Genomic DNA, 23,360 nt, shown 5'->3' with positions numbered 1-23,360 from the left:
TTTTCCGAAAGCCCCATGGCGAGGCCGTTTCTCAGGTTATATAGGTCACCAATGAACCGGATGGCAGCACAGCAGGGCGTCGCAGGCTTTCTTTATCCGCGGACCGACCCGTTCGACCAGCGCATGCTGTCCGTGGGGGACGGTCACACCGTCTATGTCGAGCAGTGCGGCAACCCGGAGGGCAAGCCGGTCGTGGTGTTCCACGGCGGCCCCGGCGGCGGGTGTTCGCCCTCGATGCGGCGGTATTTCGACCCGGCGGTCTTTCGCATCGTGCTGTTCGACCAGCGCGGATGCGGCCGATCCCGTCCCCACGCATCGGTGACGAACAACACCAGCTGGCACCTCGTCCGCGATATCGAGCTGATCCGCGAAACGCTGGGCATCGACCGCTGGATGGTCTTCGGCGGAAGCTGGGGCGCGACGCTGGCGCTGATCTATGCCCAGACCCACCCCGAGGCGGTGCGCCACCTGATCCTGCGCGGCGTCTTCCTGATGACCCAGGCCGAGCTGCAATGGTTCTACGCCGGCGGTGCGGGCAAGTTCTGGCCCGACATGTGGGCGCGGTTCACCAAGCTGATTCCCGAGGATGAACAAGACGACCTGATCGCCGCCTACCACAAGCGGCTGTTCTGCGACGACCTGATGACCCAGACGCGTTATGCCCGGGCCTGGGCCGCGTGGGAGAACACGCTCGCCTCGATCGACAACGACGGCGCGGGCGGCGACAGCCCGGCCGATTACGCCCGCGCGTTCGCCCGGCTCGAGAATCACTATTTCACCCATGCGGGCTGGCTGGACTACGACGGGCAGCTCCTGGACCAGGCGCACAAGATCGCCGACATCCCGGGCCATATCGTGCAGGGGCGGTACGACATGATCTGCCCGCCCGGCTCGGCCTATGCCCTGCACGAACGGTGGCCCGCGTCGGACCTCCAGCTGATCCCGCGCGCCGGCCACGCCCTGTCCGAGCCGGGGATCAGCGCCGCGCTGGTCAAGGTCATGGACCGCCTGCGGGACTGAGGTGCGCGGCACGACCCTTGCAATGCGCGGCCGGACTCTCTAGATGCATCTCAACAGCGGCGCGCTGGGGTCCAAACCCGGCGCCCACCGAACGACACGAACGGGCCGCGGGCCCGTTTTTTTGTGCTTGAAGGGGACATCATGTCCGATCTGATCGCAAAGGCCAGCATCGACCGGCGTCTGGCCGAAATCATCACCCCCGTGATCGAGGATCTGGGGTTCGAGCTGGTGCGCGTGCGGTACCAGGGCGGCAAGACGCCCACTGTGCAGATCATGGCCGACAAGCCCGAGGGCGGGATCGAGGTGGACGATTGCGGCCGGATCTCGACCGCCGTGTCGGCGCACCTGGACGTCGAGGACCCGATCGAGGACGCCTACAACCTGGAAGTCTCGTCGCCCGGCATCGACCGGCCGCTGACCCGGCTCAAGGATTTCGCAGCCTGGGAAGGCTACGTCGCCAAGATCGAGACGGACGAGCTGATCGACGGCCGCCGCCGGTTCAAGGGTATCCTGGCCGGCGTCGAGGGCGGCGAGATCCTGCTGGAGATCGACGAGGGCACCATCGGTTTGCAATTCGACTGGCTGAACGACGCCAAGCTGGTGCTGACCGACGACCTGATCCGCGATGTGCTGAAATCCCGCAAGGACGCGGGCCAGATCGACGAAAGCCAGTTCGACGAGATCGAAACCATTATCGACAGCGAAGACGACGCCCGTCTTCCCGAGCAAAAGGACCACTGACATGGCCATCACATCCGCCAACCAGCTTGAGCTGCTGCAGACCGCCGAGGCGGTGGCGCGCGAGAAGATGATCGACCCCGCCCTGGTGGTCGAGGCCATGGAAGAAAGCCTCGCCCGGGCGGCGAAGTCCCGCTACGGCAGCGAGATGGACATCCGTGTGTCCATCGACCGCAAGACCGGCCGCGCGACCTTCACCCGCGTCCGCACCGTGGTCGAGGAGGAAGAGCTGGAAAACTATCAGGCCGAGATGACGGTCGAGACCGCCAAGCAGTACCTCGACGACCCCAAGGTCGGCGACACCTACGTCGAAGAGGTCCCGCCGGTCGAGATGGGCCGCATCGCCGCGCAATCGGCCAAGCAGGTGATCCTGCAGAAGGTCCGCGAAGCGGAGCGTGACCGCCAGTACGAGGAATTCAAGGACCGCGCCGGCACCATCATCAACGGTGTCGTCAAGCGCGAGGAATACGGCAACGTCATCGTCGATATCGGCGCGGGCGAGGCGGTTCTGCGCCGCAACGAGAAGATCGGCCGTGAAAGCTATCGCCCGAACGACCGTATTCGCGTCTACATCAAGGACGTGCGCCGCGAGGTGCGCGGCCCGCAGATCTTCCTCAGCCGCACCGCGCCCGAGTTCATGGCCGAGCTGTTCAAGATGGAAGTGCCCGAGATCTACGAGGGCATCATCGAGATCAAGGCCGTCGCCCGTGACCCCGGTTCGCGCGCCAAGATCGGCGTGATCTCCTACGATTCCAGCATCGACCCCGTCGGCGCCTGCGTCGGCATGCGCGGCAGCCGCGTGCAGGCCGTCGTGAACGAGCTGCAGGGCGAGAAGATCGACATCATCCCGTGGAACGAGGATATGCCGACCTTCCTCGTGAACGCGCTGCAGCCGGCCGAGGTGACCAAGGTCGTGCTCGACGAGGATGCCGAGCGGATCGAGGTCGTCGTGCCCGAAGAGCAGCTGAGCCTGGCCATCGGCCGCCGCGGCCAGAACGTGCGGCTGGCGTCGCAGCTGACCGGTCTCGACATCGACATCATGACCGAGGAAGAGGAATCCGCCCGCCGCCAGGCCGAGTTCGAGGAGCGCACCAAGCTTTTCGTCGACACCCTGGATCTGGACGAGTTCTTCGCCCAGCTGCTGGTGGCCGAAGGCTTCACCAATCTCGAGGAAGTCGCCTATGTCGAGCTGGACGAGCTGACGGTCATCGACGGCGTCGACGACGAGACCGCGGAAGAGCTCCAGGCCCGTGCGCGCGACTTCATCGAGGCGCAGAACGCCAAGGCGCTCGAGGCCGCCCGCGAGATGGGTGTCGAGGACAGCCTGGTCCAGTTCGAAGGCCTGACCCCGCAGATGATCGAGGCGCTGGCCAAGGACGGCGTCAAGACGCTGGAAGACTTCGCCACCTGCGCCGACTGGGAACTGGCCGGCGGCTGGACCGTGGTCGACGGCGAGCGTCACAAGGATGACGGCGTGCTCGAGCCGTTCGGCGTGGACCTGGAAGAAGCCCAGGCCATGGTGATGACCGCGCGTATCCAGCTGGGCTGGGTCGATCCCGAGGACCTGGCGTCCGAGGAAGACGACGCCGAAGACGCCGACGCGGATGACGCGGGCGAAACCGAGGAGGCGCCAGCCTGAGCCGCCCAGCCCACATAACCGACCCCGAGCGCAAGTGCCTGGTCAGCGGTGAGGTTTCGCCAAAACGTGGCCTCATCCGCTTTGTTTTGGGCCCGGACGACACTATCTACCCTGATATGGCGGGCAAGTTGCCCGGCCGGGGAATGTATGTCGCGGCGGATCGTGCCGCGCTGGACACGGCCGTGAAGAAGCGGCTGTTCTCGAAGGGCGCGAAACGGCAGGTCAGCCTGCCGGACGGGCTGATCGACGATGTCGAGCAGGCGCTGGTGCGCCGGGTGCTCGACCGGATCAGCATGGCGCGCAAGGCGGGTGACGCCGTCGCGGGGTTCGAACGGGTGAAGGAATGGCTCGACCGCGACCGCGCGGCGATCCTTCTTCAGGCCAGTGACGGATCCGAGCGCGGCAAGTCCAAGCTCTACCGTCCGGGCGGTCGGGGATCGTTCTTCGACATCCTGACGGCCCAGGAATTGGGTTTGTCCTTCGGACGCGAACGTGTGATACATGCGGCGCTTGCCGCAGGCAGACTCGCTGATTTGTTCAGGGATGACGCCGTGCGGCTTTCGGGCGTTCGGACAAGCGAAACGCAAGATGACGGGAACGATCCGGTTCCCGGAAAGGTAAAGAAGACCCGATGAGTGAGAATGACGGCAAGAAGACGCTTGGTGTTCGCAGCGGGCCCCGTTCGGGGCAGGTGAAGCAGAGCTTCAGCCATGGCCGCACCAAGAACGTCGTGGTCGAAACGAAGCGCAAGCGGGTCGTGATGCCCAAGCCGGCGGCCTCGAAGGCCGAGGCGGGATCGAAGTCCGCCGCGCCCGCCGGGGGTGACCCCAAGAAGCGCCCCGCCGGGATTTCCGACGCCGAGCTCGAGCGCCGCATGAAGGCCCTCGCCGCCGCCAAGGCGCGCGAGACCGAAGAGGCCGAGAAGCGTGCCGCCGAGGAGCAGGCCCGCGCCGAAGAGCGTGAGCGCCGCCGCGCCGAGCAGGAAGAGAAAGAGCGCGAGGAGCGCGAGCGCGAGGAGGCCCTGAAGGCCAAGGCCGAGGAAGACGCCCGTCGTCTCCAGGAAGAGGCCGACGCCAAGGCCCGCGCCAACGCGCCCGCCCCGGATCCGTCCGAGGCCGAGGCGCGCGCAGCCAAGCCGCAGAAACAGACCCAGAAGGCGCCCGAGCGCGAGCGCGACAAGCCCAGCAAGCCTGCGAAGGGTGGCGACGACAAGCGCCGTTCGGGCAAGCTGACGGTGAACCAGGCCCTGCGCGGCGGCGAAGGTGGCCGGCAGCGGTCGATGGCGTCGATGAAGCGCCAGCAGGAGCGTGCCCGCAAGAAGGCCATGGGCCAGACGCAGGACCGCGAAAAGGTCACCCGCGACGTGCAGCTGCCCGAGGCGATCACCGTCTCGGAACTGGCGAACCGCATGACCGAGAAGGTGGCCGACGTGGTCAAGGCGCTGATGCAGAACGGCATCATGGCGACCCAGACCCAGACCATCGACGCCGACACCGCCGAGCTGATCATCGAGGAATTCGGCCACCGCGTCGTTCGCGTCAGCGACTCGGACGTGGAGCAGGTCATCGACCAGGTCGACGACAAGCCCGAGGACATGAAGCCGCGCGCCCCGATCATCACCGTGATGGGCCACGTGGACCACGGCAAGACGTCCGTGCTGGACGCCATCCGCAACGCGCGCGTCGTCGCAGGCGAGGCCGGCGGCATCACCCAGCATATCGGCGCCTACCAGGTGCAGCAGGGCGACGCGACGCTGACCTTCCTCGACACGCCGGGCCACGCGGCCTTTACCTCCATGCGTGCGCGTGGTGCTCAGGTGACGGATATCGTGGTGCTGGTCGTGGCGGCCGACGATTCGGTCATGCCGCAGACGGTCGAGGCGATCAATCACGCCAAGGCGGCGGGCGTCCCGATGATCGTGGCGATCAACAAGATCGACAAGCCGGCCGCCGACCCGGACAAGGTCCGCACCGGTCTGCTTCAGCACGAGGTCATCGTCGAAAAGCTGTCGGGCGACGTGCAGGATGTCGAGGTGTCGGCCATTTCCGGCCAGGGCCTGGACGAACTGCTCGAAGCCATCGCTCTGCAGGCCGAGGTTCTTGAACTGAAGGCCAACCCGAACCGCGCCGCCCAGGGCGCCGTGATCGAGGCGCAGCTGGACGTGGGCCGCGGCCCCGTGGCCACCGTGCTGGTCCAGTCGGGCACCCTGCGGCGCGGCGACATCTTCGTCGTCGGCGAACAGTGGGGCAAGGTCCGCGCCATGGAGAACGACCAGGGCGAACGCGTGAACGAGGCCGGACCGTCGGTCCCGGTCGAGGTTCTTGGCCTGAACGGCACGCCCGAGGCGGGCGACGTCCTGAACGTGGTCGAGACCGAGGCCCAGGCCCGCGAGATCGCCGAGTATCGCCAGCAGCAGGCCAAGGACAAGCGCGCCGCGGCCGGTGCCGCCACGACGCTCGAGGCGATGATGGCGCAGGCCAAGGCCGACGAGAACGTGGCCGAGCTGCCCATCCTGGTGAAGGCCGACGTGCAGGGCTCTGCGGAGGCCATCGTCCAGGCGATGGAAAAGATCGGCAACGACGAGGTGCGCGTGCGCGTCCTGCACTACGGTGTGGGGGCCATCACCGAGACCGATGTCGGCCTTGCCGAAGCGTCCGGCGCGCCGATCATGGGCTTCAACGTCCGTGCCAACGCCTCGGCGCGGAACACCGCGAACCAGAAGGGTGTCGAGATCCGCTATTACTCGGTCATCTACGACCTGGTGGACGACGTGAAGGCGGCGGCCTCGGGCCTGCTGTCGGCCGAGGTGCGCGAGAACTTCATCGGCTACGCCGAAATCAAGGAGGTCTTCAAGGTTTCCAAGGTCGGCAACGTCGCCGGTTGCCTCGTCACCGAGGGCATCGCCCGCCGCTCGGCCGGCGTGCGCCTGCTGCGCGACAACGTGGTGATCCACGAGGGCACGCTGAAGACGCTCAAGCGCTTCAAGGACGAGGTGTCCGAGGTCCAGTCGGGCCAGGAATGCGGCATGGCCTTCGAGAACTACGAAGACATCCGTCCCGGCGACGTCATCGAGATCTTCGAGCGCGAAGAGGTCGAGCGGAACCTCTGAGCCGACCCCGACGCCAGGAAAACAAGGGCCCGCCGGCATCCACCGGTGGGCCCTTTGCGTTCGCCCATCCCGAGAGCAGGCAAAAAAGTTAAGAAATCATTAATACCTGCGAAACTTTTCCCGCAGCCCCCCGTGCTTCTTATCAAGTTGATAGACACGGACGGAGTTGGGGCATGGCGCGTATCTTGGAAAGACTGCTGGGCGGGCAATCGGAACGCTCGGACGCGAGCCAGGCTCCGGTGCGGCTGACCCGCGACGATATCCTCCAGACCTTCCCGGAACTGGCCCGCTAGAGCCAGTCTCGCAGAATGGGGATCAGGGGCAGGTCGGCCGGCGGCATCGGATAGTCGCGCATCTCGCGCGGGCGGACCCATTTCAGAACCTGCCCCTCGCGCGCCGTCGGCTGGCCCTGCCACTTGCGACAGGCGAACAGCGGCATGAGCAGGTGGAAATCATCGTAGCCATGGCTGGCGAAGGTCAGCGGCGCCAGGCAGGATTGCCAGGTGTCGATGCCCAGTTCCTCGTGCAACTCGCGGATCAGGGCGGCCTCGGGCGTTTCGCCCGGCTCGACCTTGCCGCCGGGAAATTCCCACAGGCCTTCCATCGACTTGCCGGGCGGGCGTTGCGCCAGCAGTACGCGCCCGTCCACGTCGATCAGCGCGACCGCGGAGACCAGCACCGTCTTCACGACCGGTAATCCGCGTTGATCGTGATGTAGGCGTGGGTCAGGTCGCAGGTCCACATGGTATCCGCGCCGTCGCCCAGCCCCAGGTCGACGCCGATCGTGATCTCGTCGCGCTTCATGTAATCGGCGCCCCGCGCCTCGGTATAGTCGGGCGAGACCCAGCCGTCGCGCGCCACCTCGATGTCGCCGAAGGTGATGCGCAACGTGTCGCGGTTGGCGGCGGCGCCGGACTTGCCCACCGCCATGACGATGCGGCCCCAGTTCGGGTCCTCGCCCGCGATGGCCGTCTTGACCAGCGGCGAGTTGGCGATGGCGCTGGCCACCTTGCGGGCGTCGGAGTCGCTCTCGGCGCCTGACACGTCGATCCGGATGAACTTGGTCGCGCCTTCGCCGTCGCGCACGACCTGGTGGGCCAGGTCCAGCATCAGGTCACCCAGCGCATACTCGAACGGGCCGTGGCGGTCGTGAACCGCGGGGCCCTTGTTGGTGGCGGCCATCAGCAGCGTGTCCGAGGTCGACGTATCGCTGTCCACCGAGATCGCGTTGAAGCTGCGGTCGGTCAGGTCGCCCAGCATGTCCTGCAGCAGCGCCCGCCCGATGCTGGCATCGGTGAAAATGTAGACCAGCATGGTCGCCATGTCGGGCGCGATCATCCCCGAGCCCTTGGCGATCCCGGCGATGGTCACCGTCTCGCCGTCGATCTCGACGGTGCGCACCGCGCCCTTGGGAAAGGTGTCGGTCGTCATGATGGCGCGTGCGGCGGCGTCGATTCCGCCGGGTGCAAGGCCCCCGACCAGCCCGTCGATGGCCGCGGTGATGCGGTCGTCGGGCAGCCGTTCACCGATCACGCCGGTGGAGGAGGTGAAGACGCGGTCCTCGGGAACGTCGCAGGCCCGGGCCACGGCCGCGCAGATCCGGGCGACCGATGCCTCGCCCGCGCGGCCGGTGAAGGCGTTGGAATTGCCCGAGTTCACCAGGATCGCCGCGCCCGCGTCACTGTCGCCGCCGATCTTGGCCTGGCAATCCAGCACCGCCGCCGAACGCGTGGCGGAGCGTGTGAATACCCCCGCCACCGTGGCGCCGGGGTCAAGGACCGCCAGCATCACGTCGGTGCGGTCACGGTATTTCACGCCCGCCTGCGCCGTGGCCAGGCGCAACCCGTCGATGGCGGGCAGTTCGGGGAAGCGTTCGGGCGCCAGCGGCGACAGCGCGGGCATGGATCAGCGCGCCAGGATCGACGGGTCGTTGATGACGGACGGGTCGACGGCATCCTCGGCGATGGTGATGTCGGCGGCCTCGCGGCGCGTCTCGATCTCGTTCGTGATGCGCTCGCTCAGGACCTGCTGGGCCAGCTCGTCGCGCACCTCGTCCAGCGACGGCGCCTCGGTCTGGCGCGTGTCGTTCAGCTTGATCACGTGCCAGCCGAACTGGGTCTGAACCGGGCCGGCGATGGCGTTCACGTCCATCTCCTGCACGGCCTGGTCGAAGGCCGGCACCATCTGGCCCGGGCCGAACCAGCCCAGCTCGCCCCCCGAAGGTCCAGACGGGCCGGTGGAATTTTCGCGGGCCAGGGTGGCGAAATCGGCGCCGTCTTCCAGTTGCGCGATCAGGTCGGCGGCCTCTTCCTCGGTCTCGACCAGGATGTGCGAGGCGTTGAATTCGGGGCTCGACTCGAAATCGCCGAACATCTCTTCGTAGGCGGCCTGCACCTCGGCATCCTCGACGGGCTGCTCCTGCAGGTCCAGCACGGCGGCCCGGGCCAGCTGCGACCGGCGCTCGTTGTCGATGAAGATCTGCTCGACCTCGCCGACCTCGCGGCCGTCGGCCAGGACGGCCATGGAGATCAGCTGATCCAGCACCGCGTCATAAAGTTGCTGCGCGGGCATCTGGTTCACCTGCTCGCCCAGCGACGCGCGGTAGGCCGCCACGTGACCCAGCGTGATCGCCGTGTCGCCCACCGTGGCGACGACGGTATCGGCCTCCTGCGCGTGGGACGGCAGGGCGGCGCCCATGGCAAGGGTGCAGGCGGTGGCGATGGGGATCAGTCGATTCATGCTTTCGTCCTTCGTGGCAAGGGTCCAGCGGGCCCCGGCGTTGACACTGTGATAGGCGCCCCTTACATCGCTAACAGCTTGAAAAGGGGGCCGGCTTGACGCCCTAATTATGCGCCCGCCCGGATGCGGGCAAGCATGTCCCCCACACACGATGCCGTCAGGAGAGACAATGCTGGGTCTGGGTTCCGTCGCCAAAAAGGTTTTTGGCACACCGAACGATCGCAAGGTGAAGGCCACGCGGCCGATCGTCGATGCGATCAACGCGCTCGAGCCCGAGTACGAGGCGCTGTCGGACGACGCGCTGAAGGAGAAGACCCAGTCGCTGAAGGCCCGGGCCGAGGGGGGCGAGTCGCTGGACGATCTGCTGGTCGAGGCCTTCGCCAACTGCCGCGAGGCCGCGAAACGCGCCCTGGGCCTGCGGGCCTTCGACGTGCAGCTGATGGGCGGCATCTTCCTGCACCAGGGCAACATTTCCGAAATGAAGACCGGCGAAGGCAAGACCCTGGTCGCGACCTTCCCGGCCTACCTGAACGCGCTGACCGGGCGGGGCGTGCACATCGTCACCGTGAACGACTACCTGGCCAAGCGCGACAGCGAATGGATGTCCAAGGTCTATGACGCGCTGGGCATCACCTGCGGCGTCGTCTACCCGCAGCAGCCCGACGCCGAGAAGCGCGACGCCTATGCCTGCGACGTGACCTACGCCACCAACAACGAGCTGGGCTTCGACTACCTGCGCGACAACATGAAGTCCGAGCTGAAGGACATGTACCAGCGCGACCACTACTTCGCCATCGTGGACGAGGTCGACAGCATCCTGATCGACGAGGCGCGGACGCCGCTGATCATCTCGGGGCCCGCGCAGGACCGGTCCGAGCTCTACAAGACCATCGATACGGTCATCCCGCACCTGCAGGACGAGCATTTCTCGCTGGACGAGAAAACGCGCAACGTCACCTACACGGACGAGGGGAACGAGTTCCTCGAGGGGCACCTGCACGCCGCCGGCATCCTGCCCGAGGAGCAGACCCTCTACGACCCCGAATCCACAACGATCGTTCACCACGTGAACCAGGGCCTGCGCGCCCACAAGCTGTTCACCAAGGACAAGGATTACATCGTCCGCGACGGCGAGGTCGTGCTGATCGACGAGTTCACCGGCCGCATGATGGCGGGCCGCCGCCTGTCCGACGGTTTGCACCAGGCCATCGAGGCCAAGGAAGGCGTGAACATCCAGCCCGAGAACGTGACGCTGGCGCAGGTGACGTTCCAGAACTACTTCCGGCTCTACGACAAGCTGGCGGGCATGACCGGCACCGCCCTGACCGAGGCCGAGGAATTCCAGGAGATCTACGGCCTGGGCGTGGTCGAGGTGCCAACCAACAAGCCCATCGCCCGCGAGGATGAGCACGACGCCGTCTACCGCACCGCCGGCGAGAAGTACCAGGCCATCGTCGAAGCCATCCGCAAGGCCCACGAGAAGGGCCAGCCCGTGCTGGTCGGCACCACCTCGATCGAGAAGTCCGAGCAGCTTTCGGACCTGCTGAAGAAGGCCGACCTGCCGCACAACGTCCTGAACGCGCGCCAGCACGAGCAGGAGGCGCAGATCGTCGCCGATGCCGGCAAGACCGGCGCCATCACGATCGCCACGAACATGGCCGGCCGCGGCACCGACATTCAGCTGGGCGGCAACGTGGACATGAAGGTCATGCAGGCGCTGGCGGAAAATCCCGAGGCCGACCCCGAGGAAGTCCGCGCCCGCATAGCGGCCGAGACGGCGGACGAGAAGGAAAAGGTTAAGGAGGCCGGCGGCCTGTTCGTGCTGGCCACCGAACGGCACGAAAGCCGCCGGATCGACAACCAGCTGCGCGGCCGCTCGGGCCGCCAGGGCGACCCGGGACGGTCTTCGTTCTTCCTGTCGCTCGAAGATGACCTCATGCGCATCTTCGGGTCCGAGCGGCTGGAAAACGTCCTGCAGAAGCTCGGGATGAAGGAAGGCGAGGCCATCGTTCACCCCTGGGTGAACAAGTCGCTGGAAAAGGCGCAGGCGAAGGTTGAGGGCCGCAACTTCGACATCCGCAAACAGCTGCTGAAATTCGACGACGTGATGAACGACCAGCGCAAGGTGATCTTCGCCCAGCGCCGCGAGATCATGGAGGCCGAGGACCTGGGCGAGATCGCGCAGGACATGCGCCACCAGGTGATCGACGACCTGGTCGACCAGTACATCCCGCCCAAGACCTATGCCGACCAGTGGGACGGCGAGGGCCTGTATGTCGCCGTTCTGGAGAAGGTCGGCATCGACATGCCCGTCATCGCCTGGACCGAAGAAGACGGCGTCGACGACGAGGTCATCCGCGAGCGGCTTTATACCGCGTCGGACGAGTTCATGGCCGAGAAGGCCTCCAAGTTCGGCCCCGAGAACATGCGCATGATCGAAAAGCAGATCCTTCTGCAGACGATCGATGCGAAGTGGCGCGAGCACCTGCTGACGCTGGAACACCTGCGGTCGGTCGTGGGCTTCCGCGGCTACGCGCAGCGCGACCCGCTGAACGAGTACAAGAACGAGGCGTTCCAGCTGTTCGAATCCATGCTCGACAGCCTGCGCGAGGACGTGACCCAGAAGCTCGCCCAGATCCGCCCGCTGACCGAAGAGGAACAGCAGGCGATGCTGGCGCAGATGCAGCAGCAGCGGAAGCAGGTCGAGGCCGAGGCGCAGGCCACGCCCCCGCAGGGCGAGGCGCAGGCCGAAGCCGCCGCGCCCGGTTTCGTCGAGGCGGACCCGTCGACCTGGGGCAACCCCGGCCGGAACGACGCCTGCCCCTGCGGATCAGGCAAGAAGTTCAAGCATTGCCACGGGCAGCTGGTCTGACCCCCGGCGCCGCACCGGGTTCGCCTGCATCATTCAGCAGGGCCACCGGCGCGGCCGACCACACGTCGCGCGCCAGCCCACGAGATCGGAGGCCGCCGCCTTTGATATTCGCGTGCGCCTGGATGCTGGCCATCCTGGCGATCGTCACCGCGCCGGCGCGCGCCGATGACGTCACGCTCAGCGCCCGGGACGGCAGCCTGTCCATCGACGGCACGCTGCTGGGCTTCGACGGTGAATTCTACCGCGTCGATACCGAGTATGGCGAACTCACGCTGGATGGATCCGGCGTCACCTGCGACGGTCCGGGCTGCCCCGATCTTCTGAACTTCGTAGCCCGGCTTCGCATTTCGGGCAGCGCGAGCGTGGGGACCACGCTGCTGCCGATCCTGCTGGAGACCTTTGCGGTCCGGAACGGCTATGACGTGGCGCGCGAGGACCAGGGCGATGGTGGCCTGACATACCTGCTCTCGGAACGTAGGTCCGACGATCCGTCGGGCGAGTTCATCTTCAATCTCAATTCGTCGGACGAGGGGTTCGCCGACCTTATCGCCGACGAGGCCGACCTGGTGATTTCGCGCCGCGCGGTCAGCCGCGACGAGGCCGTCCTGGCGCGGCAGGCGGGCCGCGGCACGCTGACCGATCCTGGACGGTCCCGCATCCTGGCGCTGGACGCGATCGTTCCGGTGGTCGCGGTCGAGAATCCGCTGCCCGACATCACGCTCGAGGATCTGCGCGGCATCGTGACGGGTCGGCTCACCGACTGGGCCGAGCTGGGGCAGGAGCCGGGCCCGATCGTCCTGCACATCACCCGCCCGTCGACCGGCCTTTTCCAGTCCTTCATGCGGCGCGTCCTTCGGCGGGAGAGCGTCGCGCTGCCTGACGGAACGGTTGTGCATGACGACGATGGGACACTGGTCTCCGAGGTCTCGGACGATCCCTTGGCGCTGGGACTGGTGGCCTTCTCGGATATCGGCAACGCGCAGCCGGTCGATCTGCGCGGGCCTTGTGGGCGGCTCAGCGCGGCCAATGCCATGGCCCTGAAGTCCGAGGATTATCCGCTGACCACGCCGATTTTCCTGTACACGCCCGCGCGGCGTCTACCGCGCCTGGCGCGCGATTTCCTGGCCTACGCCAATTCGCCCGCGGCCCAGGCGGTGATCGCGCGGGCGGGGTTCGTCGACCAGTTCCCGCAGGCGGTGTCATTGGATGCGCAGGGCGCGCGGCTCGCCAACGCGATCCGCAATGCGGGGACGGAGGTGTCGCTGTCGGACCTGAAGGACATGATCGCGACGCTGGAAGGGCGGTCGCGCCTGACGATCTCGTTTCGCTTCGAAGGGGGCTCGACCCTGCTGGATGCGCAGAGCCGGTCGAACGTCGCGCTGTTGGCCGAGGCCCTGGAGCGCGGCCTATTCGATGACCGCCGGCTGACCTTCGCCGGATTTTCCGACGGCACCGGTGATGCCGTCGCGAACCGCCGCCTGTCGCGCGATCGGGCCGAGGTGGTGCGCGATGCCGTGCGGACCGCTGCCCGCACCATGGACCCGAGCCGCATCACGCTGGACGTGGCCGGCTTCGGCGAAGCCCTTCCCATGGCCTGTGACGATGTGGAATGGGGTCGGGGCGTGAACCGCAGGGTCGAGGTCTGGCTGGACTAGGCCGCTAGAGGTAGCCCTGTGCCCGGAAGCTGAGTTCGTTCGATTTACCGATAATCAGATGGTCGTGCAGCGTCAGGCCCAGCGCCTGGCAGGCGCGGTCGATCTGGTCGGTCATGGCGATATCGGCCTGGCTGGGCGTGGGATCGCCCGAGGGGTGGTTGTGCACCAGGATCAGCGATTTGGCGTCGAGCTCCAGCGCGCGTTTGACGACCTCGCGCGGGTAGACGGGCACATGGTCGACGGTGCCGCGCGCCTGTTCCTCGTCGGCGATGACGGCGTTCTTCGTGTCCAGGAACATTATGCGGAACTGCTCGGTCGCGCGGTTGGTCATGGTGGTGTGGCAGTAATCCAGAAGCGCCTGCCATGAACTGACCACCGGCCGCCCGATCACGCGGGCGCGGGCGATGCGGTGGGCGATCGCCTCGGCCAGTTTCAGCTCGACCAGAACGGCGGGGCCCAGACCCTCGATCTTCTTCAGCTGCGCGGGGCTGGCCGCCAGGACGCAGCCCAGGTCGCCGAAGGTGTCGATCAGCGTGCGGGCGAGCGGTTTGACATCGCGGCGCGGGATGGCGCGGAACAGCAGCAATTCCAGCAGCTCGTAATCCGGCATGGGCGCGCCGCCGCCTTCCATGAACCGCTCGCGCAGCCGGGCCCGGTGGTCGCGCAGGTAGGACGGCAGCTTGTCGCCGCGCGCGGGCGGCGCCTGTGCCTCGGCAAGACCGAAGAGCGGCAGGTCGGAGGAAGAGATCCTGTCATGCGCCATGCCCGATGCTTGCCCGAGCATGGTTAAAGCCAGGTTAAGCGGGGGCGGGCCGGTGCACGCCACCGGGTCCACCAAGCGAAAAGCCCCGGCGCGATGGCCGGGGCTTTGTCTTACTGGTTCAGGCCGTCCCAGAAGGTTTTCACCTTCTTGAAGAAGCCCGAGCTTTCCGGGTTGTTGTCCTCGGACAGCTTGTCGAACTCGCGCAGGAGCTCTTTCTGCTTCGAGGTCAGGTTCACCGGCGTTTCGACCGCGAGCTCGATATACATGTCGCCCGCGCCGCCGCCGCGCAGGTGGGGCATGCCCTTGCCGCGCAGGCGCATCTGCTTGCCCGACTGGCTGCCCGCGGGGATCTTCACGCGGCTGCGGCCGCCATCGATCGTGGGCACCTCGATATCTCCGCCCAGCGCCGCGTCGGTCATGCTCACCGGCACGCGGCAATACAGGTTCTCGGCCTCGCGCTGGAATAGCGGGTGGGGCGTCACATCGATGAAGATGTATAGGTCGCCCGACGGTCCGCCGCGCAAGCCGGCCTCGCCCTCGCCGCCCAGGCGGATGCGGGTTCCGGTCTCGACGCCCGCGGGGATGTTGACGCTCAGCGCGCGGTCCTTCTCGACCCGGCCGGCGCCGCCGCAGGATTTGCAGGGGTTCTTGACGATCTGGCCCGCACCCGAACAGGTCGGGCAGGTGCGTTCGACGGTGAAGAAGCCCTGCTGCGCCCGGACCTTGCCCATGCCCGAACAGGTGGGGCAGGTCGTCGGTTCGGCCCCGCCTTCGGCGCCCGATCCCGAGCAGGTGTCGCAGGGCACCGAGGTCGGCACGGTGATGGTCTTCTGCAGGCCCTGGTGCGCCTCTTCCAGCGTGACCTTCAGGTTGTACCGCAGGTCGCTGCCGCGCGTGGCGCGTTGGCCGCCGCGGCGCTGTCCGCCCATGATGTCGCCGAACAGGTCGTCGAACACGTCGGAAAACGCGCTGGCGAAGTCGCCCTGGCCTCCGGCGCCGGGACGACGCGCGCCGCCGCCACCGCCCATGCCGCCTTCGAAGGCGGCGTGACCGTAGCGGTCGTAGGCCGCCTTCTTCTCGGCGTCCTTCAAGACCTCGTAGGCCTCGTTCGCTTCCTTGAACTGGGCCTCGGCCTTGGGGTTGTCGGCATTGCGGTCGGGGTGCAGTTCCTTGGCCTTCTGGCGATAGGCTTTCTTGATCTCATCGGCCGAGGCGCCCTTGGAGACGCCCAGAACCTCGTAGAAATCGCGTTTTGCCATAGGAATGATCCTTCACGGTAAAGGGCCGGCCCGATGGCTCAGGCCGACCCTTCGATTAGTGCGACGGGGCGATCAGGAGGCCCGCTTGTCGTCGTCCAGGTCTTCGAAGTCGGCGTCGACCACGTCGTCATCCGCGTCCGACGGGCCTTCGGCGTCATCGTCGCCACCATCGGCCTTTTCCTGCTCGGCCTTGTAGATGGCCTCACCCAGCTTCATGGACGCTTCGGTCACGTTCTGGATGCCGGACTTGATCTTGCCCGCATCGTCGGTCTCGAGCTGCTCCTGCAGGTTCGAGATGGCCAGTTCGATGGCCTCGACGGTTGTCGGGTCGACCTTGTCCTTGTGCTCTTCCAGCGACTTCTCGGTCGAGTGGATCAGGCTTTCGGCCTGGTTCTTGGCCTCGACCAGCTCCTTGCGGCCCTTGTCGGCCTCGGCGTTCTCCTCGGCATCGCGGACCATTTTCTCGATCTCGTCGTCCGACAGGCCACCCGACGCCTGGATGGTGATGTTCTGCTCCTTGCCGGTGCCCTTGTCCTTCGCGCTGACCGACACGATGCCGTTGGCGTCGATGTCGAACGTCACCTCGATCTGGGGCAGGCCGCGCGGCGCGGGCGGGATGTCTTCCAGGTTGAACTGGCCGAGCATCTTGTTGTCCGCCGCCATCTCACGCTCGCCCTGGAAGACCCGGATCGTCACCGCGTTCTGGTTGTCCTCGGCGGTCGAGAAGATCTGGCTCTTCTTCGTGGGGATCGTGGTGTTGCGGTCGATCAGCCGGGTGAACACGCCGCCCAGCGTCTCGATGCCCAGCGACAGCGGGGTCACGTCCAGCAGGACCACGTCCTTCACGTCACCCTGAAGCACACCGGCCTGGATGGCGGCGCCCAGCGCGACGACCTCGTCGGGGTTCACGCCCTTGTGGGGCTCTTTCCCGAAGAACTTGGTCACTTCTTCCACCACGCGCGGCATGCGGGTCATGCCGCCGACCATCACGACCTCGTCGATCTCGTTCACCGACAGGCCGGCATCCTTGATCGCGTCCTTGCAGGGCTTGATCGAGCGCTTGATCAGGTCGCCCACCAGGCTTTCCAGCTTGGCGCGGGTCAGTTTCATGACCATGTGCAGCGGCTGACCGTTCGAGCCCATGGTGATGAAGGGCTGGTTGATCTCGGTCTGGCTGGAGCTCGACAGCTCGATCTTGGCCTTCTCGGCGGCTTCCTTCAGGCGCTGCAGCGCCATCTTGTCGTTCCGCAGGTCCGAGCCGTGCTCTTTCTTGAACTCGTCGGCCAGGTAATCGACGATCGCCATGTCGAAGTCTTCACCGCCGAGGAAGGTGTCACCGTTGGTCGACTTCACCTCGAACAGGCCGTCGTCGATTTCCAGGATGGTGATGTCGAAGGTGCCGCCGCCAAGGTCATACACGGCGATGGTCTTCGATTCCTTCTTGTCGAGGCCATAGGCCAGCGCGGCGGCCGTCGGCTCGTTGATGATGCGCAGGACTTCGAGGCCCGCGATCTTGCCGGCGTCCTTGGTGGCCTGACGCTGCTGGTCGTTGAAATAGGCCGGGACGGTGATGACCGCCTGGGTCACTTCCTCGCCCAGATACGACTCGGCCGTTTCCTTCATCTTCTGCAGGATGAAGGCCGAGATCTGCGACGGGCTGTATTTCTCGTCGCGGGCCTGGACCCACGCGTCGCCCTGGCCACCGTCGACGATGGTGTAGGGCAGGTTCTTCTTGTCCTTCGCCAGGCCTTCGTCGGCGAACCGGCGGCCGATCAGGCGCTTGACGGCGAAGATGGTGTTTTCCGAGTTGGTGACGGCCTGGCGCTTGGCCGACTGGCCGACGAGCCGCTCTTCTTCGGTGAAGGCGACGATCGAGGGCGTCGTGCGCGCACCTTCCGAGTTTTCGATGACGCGCGGCTGGCTGCCATCCATGATGGCGACGCAGCTGTTGGTGGTCCCAAGGTCGATGCCGATGACTTTGGCCATATGTCTGGTCCTCTTCGTTAGGCGATGTATGTGCGGTCTGGCCCGGTGCGGCACCCGACCGACGATCCCAATTTTCCCGGTTTAGCGCCCGCGGGACGGCGTTGAACGGCTATATAGGAATGGCCTCTGGGGGCTGCAAGCGATGTGGGGGACGCGAATGCACAGAAACGTGAAGCTTTTTCGGGTGTGTGAACGGGGCGCCGCGGAATGGATCTGAACGGGGTCACGATCCATCCCGGCGCGCTGGACCACGCCGCGCAGGAGGCGCTGGTCGCGGACCTGCGCGATGTGGTTTCCGCCGCACCGCTGTTCCATCCCGAAACGTCCCGCGGCCGGAAGATGAGCGTGCGGATGACCTCGGCCGGGGCGCTGGGCTGGGTCAGCGACCGGCGCGGCTATCGCTACGAGCCCGCGCACCCGTCCGGCGTGGCATGGCCGCCGATCCCCGACCGCCTGCTGGCGCTGTGGGACCGGCTGGCGGATTGCGCGACGCCCCCCGACACCTGCCTCATCAACTTCTACGGCGAAGGCGCGCGCATGGGGCTGCACCAGGACCGGGACGAGGCGTCGTTCGACTTCCCGGTGCTGTCGCTTTCGCTCGGTGACGACGCGCTGTTCCGCGTGGGCGGGACCGAACGCGGGGGGCGGACGAAATCGGTCTGGCTGTCCTCGGGGGACGTGGCGGTGATCGGCGGCGACGCGCGGCTGGCCTATCACGGAATCGACCGGACTCGGTTCGGATCGAGCAGCCTGTTGCCGCAGGGGGGCCGGATCAACGTCACCCTGCGCGTGGCGGGTGTCAGCGCCGCGCCTCCCAGCTGAGCGAGGCGTGCCGGCGGGTGTAGAACTCGCCCATCATGCCCAGAAGCAGCAGCACGCAAGTGGTCCAGAGCGCGTAGTGCCAGTCCGAGAAATGGGGGAAGTAGTTCACGAAGGTGAATCCCCGCGCCTGGTCGATGGTGTGGAACAGCGGATTCCAGTCGAACCAGACCAGCATGTAGCCGGGCAGCGAGTTGGCGACGAACATCTTGCCCGAGGCGATCATGTTCACCCGGGTATAGATCGTGGCCGTGGTGGCCGCGAACTGCGGGAACCACGGCTTGATCGCCAGCAGGATGATCCCTACCGCGACGCCGTAGAACCAGGCCAGGATCACCATGCCGAACGCGCCGGGCCAGTAATGGATGCTGATGGGGCCCCAGCCCACGTGGTAGACGTAGAGAACCACCATCATCGACAGCACCTGGGTATAGAGCGACCCCAGCGCGGCCGCGCCGATGGCGACGGCCGTTGTCATGGGCCGGTGCTTCATCATTGGCGAGGACGGACCTTCAGACCCCACCACGGCCGTCACGGTGCGGGTGTTGACCATGTAAAGGAAGATGCCCGTCATGATATACAGCAGGAAATCGCCGCGGATGGCCGCGCTGCGCATCCCCAGCACCACGAACAGCAGGTAGAAGGCCATCACGAAGATGACCGTCTGCAGGATGTTCAGCCCGATCGCCATGAGCGCATTGGCGTGGGTCTTGCGCACCGACTGGACGGTCATGTGATAGATCAGCTCGGCCACCGTGGTGGCCGACTTGAGCCGGGTTTCCGTCGCGTCCTGCTTGAACATCGGGTTCCGTTCCGCCTGTGCCGTCGCGCCGGGACAGCGCGCCTGCGAACCTATAAAGAGGAATGTTGTTGTTTTCTTGACGTTGGATCATAAGGTCGGTCGCGAGCGCGATCAATAAGGCGACAGAGGGCTGGGATTTGGATTACGACACGCTTTTCACCGTCATGCGGCGGCTGGCCCTGCAGGCGGGCGACGTGATCATGGAGATCTACGACCGCGACGATTTCGATGTCGACCGCAAGGATGACGACAGCCCCGTGACCGCCGCCGACCGGGCCGCCGATGACCTGATCTCGGCCGGCCTGCGAGTCGCCTTTCCCGATGTGCCGCTTGTGACCGAGGAACAATCGGCCTCGCACGGTCAGGATGTTTCCACTTTCCTGATCGTCGACCCGCTGGACGGGACCAAGGAATTCGTGAAGCGCCGCGGCGATTTCACGGTGAACATCGCATACGTCGAAGACGGCACGCCGGTGCGGGGCGTGGTCTACGCCCCGGCGAAGAAGCGGATGTTCCTGACCCTGCCGGACGGCCGGGCGGTCGAGGAAGACGGCGCGCTCGACCCCGACACGGTCGGGGACCTTGCCCCGATCTCGGTCTCGCAACCGGACAACGCCGCGTTGCGGGTCGTCGCGTCGAAATCGCACCGGGACCAGGCGACCGACGACTACATCGGCAAGTACGCCACTGCCGACAGCAAGAGCGCCGGATCGTCGCTCAAGTTCTGCCTGGTCGCCACGGGCGAGGCGGACTTCTATCCCCGTCTCGGACGCACGATGGAATGGGATACCGCCGCCGGACATGCCGTCCTGATCGGGGCCGGCGGGCGCGTGGTGCGGTTCGACGATCACCGGGACCTGGGGTACGGCAAGGCCGACTTCGCGAACCCGTTCTTCATCGCCTACGCCCCGGGTGTCGATTTGAAGACCGCCTGAGACAGGTTACGTAGCGCAGCGAGTATCGCGGCCGAATGCCGCAGCACGCGAAACGAACAAGGACAAAGAAATGGTCAAGCCCGTCACCAAAGCCGTCTTTCCCGTCGCCGGGTTGGGAACGCGGTTTCTGCCCGCCACCAAGTCGATTCCGAAAGAGATCATGACGCTGGTCGACCGCCCGCTGATCCAGTACGCCATCGACGAGGCGCGGGCGGCCGGTATCACCGACTTCATCTTCGTCACCTCGCGCGGGAAATCCGCGCTCGAGGATTACTTCGATCGCGCACCCGAGCTCGAACACGCGCTGGAAGAGAAGAACAAGGACAAGCTGATGGAGGTGCTGGAAAGCACCAACATGCCGTCGGGCGCCATTTCCTACGTCCGCCAACAGCAGGCCATGGGCCTGGGCCACGCCGTCTGGTGCGCGCGGCGCCTGATCGGGGACGAGCCCTTCGCGGTCCTGCTGCCCGATGACGTCATCATGGCCGACGAGCCGGTCCTGGCGCAGATGATCGAAGCCCATAACGAGATCGGCGGCTGCATGATGGCCGCGATGGAAGTCGAGCCCGAGGCGGCCAGCGCCTACGGCATTCTCGACGTCGACAACCGCGACGGCAACGTGGTCAACGTGAAGGGCATGGTCGAAAAGCCGCCCATGGGCGAACAGCCGTCCAACATGGCCGTGATCGGCCGGTATATCCTGACGCCCGAGGTGCTGGACGAGCTGCACGAGACCGAGGCGGGTGCCGGCGGCGAGATCCAGCTGACCGACGCCATCGCCGCGCAGATTGGCAAGGATCCGGGTGTCTCGGGGCTGATCTTCGACGGCGAGCGGTATGATTGCGGCAACAAGGGCGGGTTCCTGCAGGCGACCGTGGCCTTCGGCATGGCGCGGTCCGACTTGGGTCCTGATTTCCGCGCGTATCTGCGCGGGCTCGATTTCGGAGGATAACCGTGTCGGGCGCCACGATCCTGGTGACGGGCGGTGCGGGCTATATCGGTTCGCACGCCTGCAAGATCCTGGCGCAGGCGGGATACACGCCCGTCGCTGTCGACAACCTTTCCACCGGATGGCGGGATGCCGTCCAGTTTGGCCCGTTCGAGCAGGCGGACCTGCTGGATCGCGCCGCGCTGGACGATATCTTTGCCCGCCACGAACCCGCGGCGGTGATGCATTTCGCGGCCATGTCCGACGTGGGGCAATCGGTGCGCGAACCCGGCCTTTACTGGCGCGTTAATGTCGGCGGATCGCTGAACCTGGTCGAGGCGGCCGTGGCGGCCGGGTGTCCCCATATGGTGTTCTCGTCCACATGCGCCATTTACGGCGACCAGGATGGCATCATGCTGGACGAGAACAGTCTCCAGCACCCGATCAACGCCTACGGCGCGTCCAAGCGCGCGGTCGAAGCGATGCTGGCGAATTTCGGCGCGGCCCACGGCCTCGAAACGGTCATCTTCCGCTATTTCAACGTGGCCGGCGCATCGCCTGACCTGGATGTGGGCGAGCATCACCGCCCCGAGACGCACCTGATCCCCCTGATGCTGGATGCCATCGACGGGCGCCGCCCCGCGCTGACGATCAACGGCGACGATTACGATACGCCGGACGGCACCTGTGTGCGCGACTACGTGCATGTCATGGACCTGGTCGAGGCGCATCTGCGCGGCCTGCGCTGGTTGCAGGATGGCCGTGGGTCACGGGTCTTCAACCTGGGCACGGGAAAGGGCTTTTCCGTGCGACAGGTGGTGGACTACTCGGCGATTGTCACGAACCGGCAGGTGCCGGTGACCACGGGTCCGCGTCGGGAAGGCGATGCCGCCGCGCTGGTTTCGGGAAGCGCCCGCGCCGAGATCGAGCTTGGATGGCGACCCGAACGCTCAACGCTCGAGCAGATGATCGCGGATGCGTGGGCCTGGCACCAGAACGGAGACTTCGCCCAGTGATCGCGCCGCGCGAGGGTTGGCCGCCGCGCCCACCCCTGTCCGCGCGTCCGCACCGGGATCTCTGGCAGGCCTATCGCTGGCGATTTGCCCGGCGCCGGCTCCTGGCGCGGGCCATCGCCAAGCGGCGCCAATTGCGCCCTGTCGTGGATCGCACCGACGGCATCGCGCCGGGAGACATCCTGGGCTTCATCTGCCTGCGGAACGAAGCGGCGCGCCTGCCCTTCTTCCTGGACCATTGCCGCAGGCTGGGTGTCGCGCACGTGCTGGCCGTCGACAATGGTAGCACTGATGGATCGCTGGACCTGCTGCGCGACGCGGCCGACGTGTCGGTCTGGTCCACCGATTTGAGCTATCGCCGCAGCCGGTTCGGGCTGGACTGGATCACCTGGCTCCAGATGCGCCACGGCTCGGGCCACTGGTGCCTGACGCTCGATGCGGACGAGCTGCTGGTCTATCCCTACTGGCAGACCCGCCCGCTGCCGGCGCTGTGCGCCGAGCTGGACCGGCGCGGCCGCGCCAGCATGGGCGCGCTGATGCTGGACATGTATCCGCAGGGCCGGTTGGCGGATGCGACCTGCCCTCCGGGCACCGACCCGACAGAGGCGCTGGGCTGGTTCGACGCCGGCAACTACATGATCCGACGCCAGCCGAAGCAGGACGCGCTGTGGATCCAGGGTGGCCCGCGGGCGCGGGCCTTCTTCGCCGACGATCCGCGCCGCGCGCCGACCATGGGCAAGGTCCCTTTGATCCGCTGGCACTGGCGCTATGCCTACCTGAACTCGACCCACGCGGCGCTGCCCCAGCGGTTGAACCGCGTCTATTCCGTGGAGGGCGGGGCCGAGCTGTCGGGCGTTCTTCTGCACACCAAGTTCCTGGACCAGATCGTTGAGAAGTCGGCCGAAGAGCGTCAGCGCGGCGAGCATTTCGCGAACTCCGTACTCTACGACCGGTATTATCAGGCGCTGACCGAGAACCCGACGCTCTGGACCCCGCATTCGACCCGGTATCGCGGCTGGCGTCATCTCGAGGCGCTGGGCCTCATGTCACGGGGTGGCTGGATATGAGCGCCGCGTCCTTCTG

General features: G+C 66.4%; 19 protein-coding genes. 12 read left to right on the top strand and 7 right to left on the bottom strand.

From position 1 onward, the window contains the following. The first annotated feature begins 51 nt into the window (after positions 1-51). The 5 genes from pip (at position 52) to infB (ending at position 6,506) form a co-directional block, all read left to right on the top strand. Complete coding sequence (gene pip / locus BUB76_RS03450; RefSeq protein WP_073126772.1) at positions 52-1,020, top strand: prolyl aminopeptidase; 969 nt, start codon at positions 52-54, stop codon at positions 1,018-1,020. Positions 1,021-1,161: 141 nt separating this feature from the next. Next, positions 1,162-1,761: a ribosome maturation factor RimP gene (gene rimP / locus BUB76_RS03445; protein WP_073126770.1), complete on the top strand. Its 600-nt coding sequence runs from the start codon at positions 1,162-1,164 to the stop codon at positions 1,759-1,761. Position 1,762: 1 nt separating this feature from the next. Continuing rightward, positions 1,763-3,397, top strand: a complete 1,635-nt coding sequence (nusA, locus tag BUB76_RS03440) for a transcription termination factor NusA (RefSeq protein ID WP_073126767.1) — start codon at positions 1,763-1,765, stop codon at positions 3,395-3,397. Continuing rightward, entirely contained in the window at positions 3,394-4,032 is a 639-nt protein-coding gene (locus BUB76_RS03435; RefSeq protein ID WP_073126765.1) for an RNA-binding protein, read from the top strand. Before nusA ends, BUB76_RS03435 begins: the two co-directional genes overlap by 4 nt. Beyond that, the gene (gene infB, locus BUB76_RS03430) at positions 4,029-6,506 is read left to right on the top strand and encodes a translation initiation factor IF-2 (protein ID WP_073126763.1); all 2,478 of its coding nucleotides are present in this window, start codon (positions 4,029-4,031) and stop codon (positions 6,504-6,506) included. The genes BUB76_RS03435 and infB overlap by 4 nt, the downstream gene beginning before the upstream one ends. A gap of 289 nt (positions 6,507-6,795) precedes the next feature. Here infB and BUB76_RS03425 read toward each other — a convergent pair whose 3' ends face one another. From BUB76_RS03425 to BUB76_RS03415, 3 genes are read right to left on the bottom strand one after another with little or no spacing between them, the layout of a single operon-like run. After that, a complete protein-coding gene (locus tag BUB76_RS03425) occupies positions 6,796-7,194 on the bottom strand; it encodes a (deoxy)nucleoside triphosphate pyrophosphohydrolase (RefSeq protein WP_073126761.1) in 399 nt (132 codons plus the stop codon). Beyond that, complete coding sequence (gene argJ / locus BUB76_RS03420) at positions 7,191-8,408, bottom strand: bifunctional glutamate N-acetyltransferase/amino-acid acetyltransferase ArgJ (RefSeq protein WP_073126759.1); 1,218 nt, start codon at positions 8,406-8,408, stop codon at positions 7,191-7,193. Before argJ ends, BUB76_RS03425 begins: the two co-directional genes overlap by 4 nt. Before the next feature lie 3 nt (positions 8,409-8,411). Then, on the bottom strand, positions 8,412-9,245 hold the full coding sequence (locus BUB76_RS03415; RefSeq protein ID WP_073126757.1) for a peptidylprolyl isomerase: 834 nt from the start codon (positions 9,243-9,245) through the stop codon (positions 8,412-8,414). Between the two features lie 169 nt (positions 9,246-9,414). Here BUB76_RS03415 and secA point away from each other — a divergent pair, with 169 nt between their 5' ends. Together secA and BUB76_RS03405 are read left to right on the top strand one after the other, a co-directional pair. Then, on the top strand, positions 9,415-12,117 hold the full coding sequence (gene secA / locus BUB76_RS03410) for a preprotein translocase subunit SecA (RefSeq protein WP_073126755.1): 2,703 nt from the start codon (positions 9,415-9,417) through the stop codon (positions 12,115-12,117). Positions 12,118-12,239: 122 nt separating this feature from the next. After that, positions 12,240-13,772: a phosphate ABC transporter substrate-binding/OmpA family protein gene (locus BUB76_RS03405; protein ID WP_073126753.1), complete on the top strand. Its 1,533-nt coding sequence runs from the start codon at positions 12,240-12,242 to the stop codon at positions 13,770-13,772. 4 nt (positions 13,773-13,776) lie between these two features. Here the strand turns inward: BUB76_RS03405 and radC are convergent, their stop codons facing one another. The 3 genes from radC to dnaK all read right to left on the bottom strand — a co-directional run bounded on the left by radC (position 13,777) and on the right by dnaK (position 17,780). Further along, positions 13,777-14,535, bottom strand: coding sequence for a RadC family protein (radC, locus tag BUB76_RS03400; RefSeq protein ID WP_073126751.1), 759 nt, complete (start codon positions 14,533-14,535; stop codon positions 13,777-13,779). 110 nt (positions 14,536-14,645) lie between these two features. Beyond that, positions 14,646-15,794 carry a molecular chaperone DnaJ gene (gene dnaJ, locus BUB76_RS03395; protein WP_073126749.1) on the bottom strand — a complete coding sequence of 383 codons (1,149 nt, stop codon included), beginning with the start codon at positions 15,792-15,794 and terminating at the stop codon, positions 14,646-14,648. Between the two features lie 72 nt (positions 15,795-15,866). Then, positions 15,867-17,780 (bottom strand): molecular chaperone DnaK, encoded by a 1,914-nt coding sequence (gene dnaK, locus BUB76_RS03390; RefSeq protein WP_073126746.1) that lies wholly within the window; start codon positions 17,778-17,780, stop codon positions 15,867-15,869. A gap of 207 nt (positions 17,781-17,987) precedes the next feature. On the opposite strand from dnaK, the gene BUB76_RS03385 reads away from it, so the two are divergent. Then, complete coding sequence (locus BUB76_RS03385; RefSeq protein ID WP_073126744.1) at positions 17,988-18,602, top strand: alpha-ketoglutarate-dependent dioxygenase AlkB family protein; 615 nt, start codon at positions 17,988-17,990, stop codon at positions 18,600-18,602. On the opposite strand, the gene BUB76_RS03380 is transcribed toward BUB76_RS03385, so the two are convergent. Continuing rightward, the gene (locus BUB76_RS03380) at positions 18,580-19,401 is read right to left on the bottom strand and encodes an ABC transporter permease (protein WP_073126742.1); all 822 of its coding nucleotides are present in this window, start codon (positions 19,399-19,401) and stop codon (positions 18,580-18,582) included. The two genes, BUB76_RS03385 and BUB76_RS03380, sit on opposite strands and share 23 nt — an antisense overlap. 137 nt (positions 19,402-19,538) lie before the next feature. Between BUB76_RS03380 and cysQ the strand changes: the two genes are divergently transcribed. The 4 genes from cysQ to BUB76_RS03360 all read left to right on the top strand — a co-directional run bounded on the left by cysQ (position 19,539) and on the right by BUB76_RS03360 (position 23,344). Continuing rightward, positions 19,539-20,336 (top strand): 3'(2'),5'-bisphosphate nucleotidase CysQ, encoded by a 798-nt coding sequence (gene cysQ, locus BUB76_RS03375; protein ID WP_073126740.1) that lies wholly within the window; start codon positions 19,539-19,541, stop codon positions 20,334-20,336. Between the two features lie 70 nt (positions 20,337-20,406). After that, positions 20,407-21,288, top strand: a complete 882-nt coding sequence (galU, locus tag BUB76_RS03370; RefSeq protein WP_073126738.1) for a UTP--glucose-1-phosphate uridylyltransferase GalU — start codon at positions 20,407-20,409, stop codon at positions 21,286-21,288. Positions 21,289-21,290: 2 nt separating this feature from the next. Further along, complete coding sequence (gene galE / locus BUB76_RS03365) at positions 21,291-22,280, top strand: UDP-glucose 4-epimerase GalE (RefSeq protein WP_073126735.1); 990 nt, start codon at positions 21,291-21,293, stop codon at positions 22,278-22,280. Positions 22,281-22,315: 35 nt separating this feature from the next. Continuing rightward, a complete protein-coding gene (locus tag BUB76_RS03360) occupies positions 22,316-23,344 on the top strand; it encodes a glycosyltransferase family 2 protein (RefSeq protein ID WP_073127511.1) in 1,029 nt (342 codons plus the stop codon). Positions 23,345-23,360: the final 16 nt, after the last annotated feature.

Origin of the sequence: Palleronia salina (genome assembly GCF_900141995.1) — a bacterium.
Taxonomy (GTDB): domain Bacteria; phylum Pseudomonadota; class Alphaproteobacteria; order Rhodobacterales; family Rhodobacteraceae; genus Palleronia; species Palleronia salina.
Note: the sequence above shows the minus strand (reverse complement) of the source record. Positions and strands in the feature narration are given on the sequence as shown.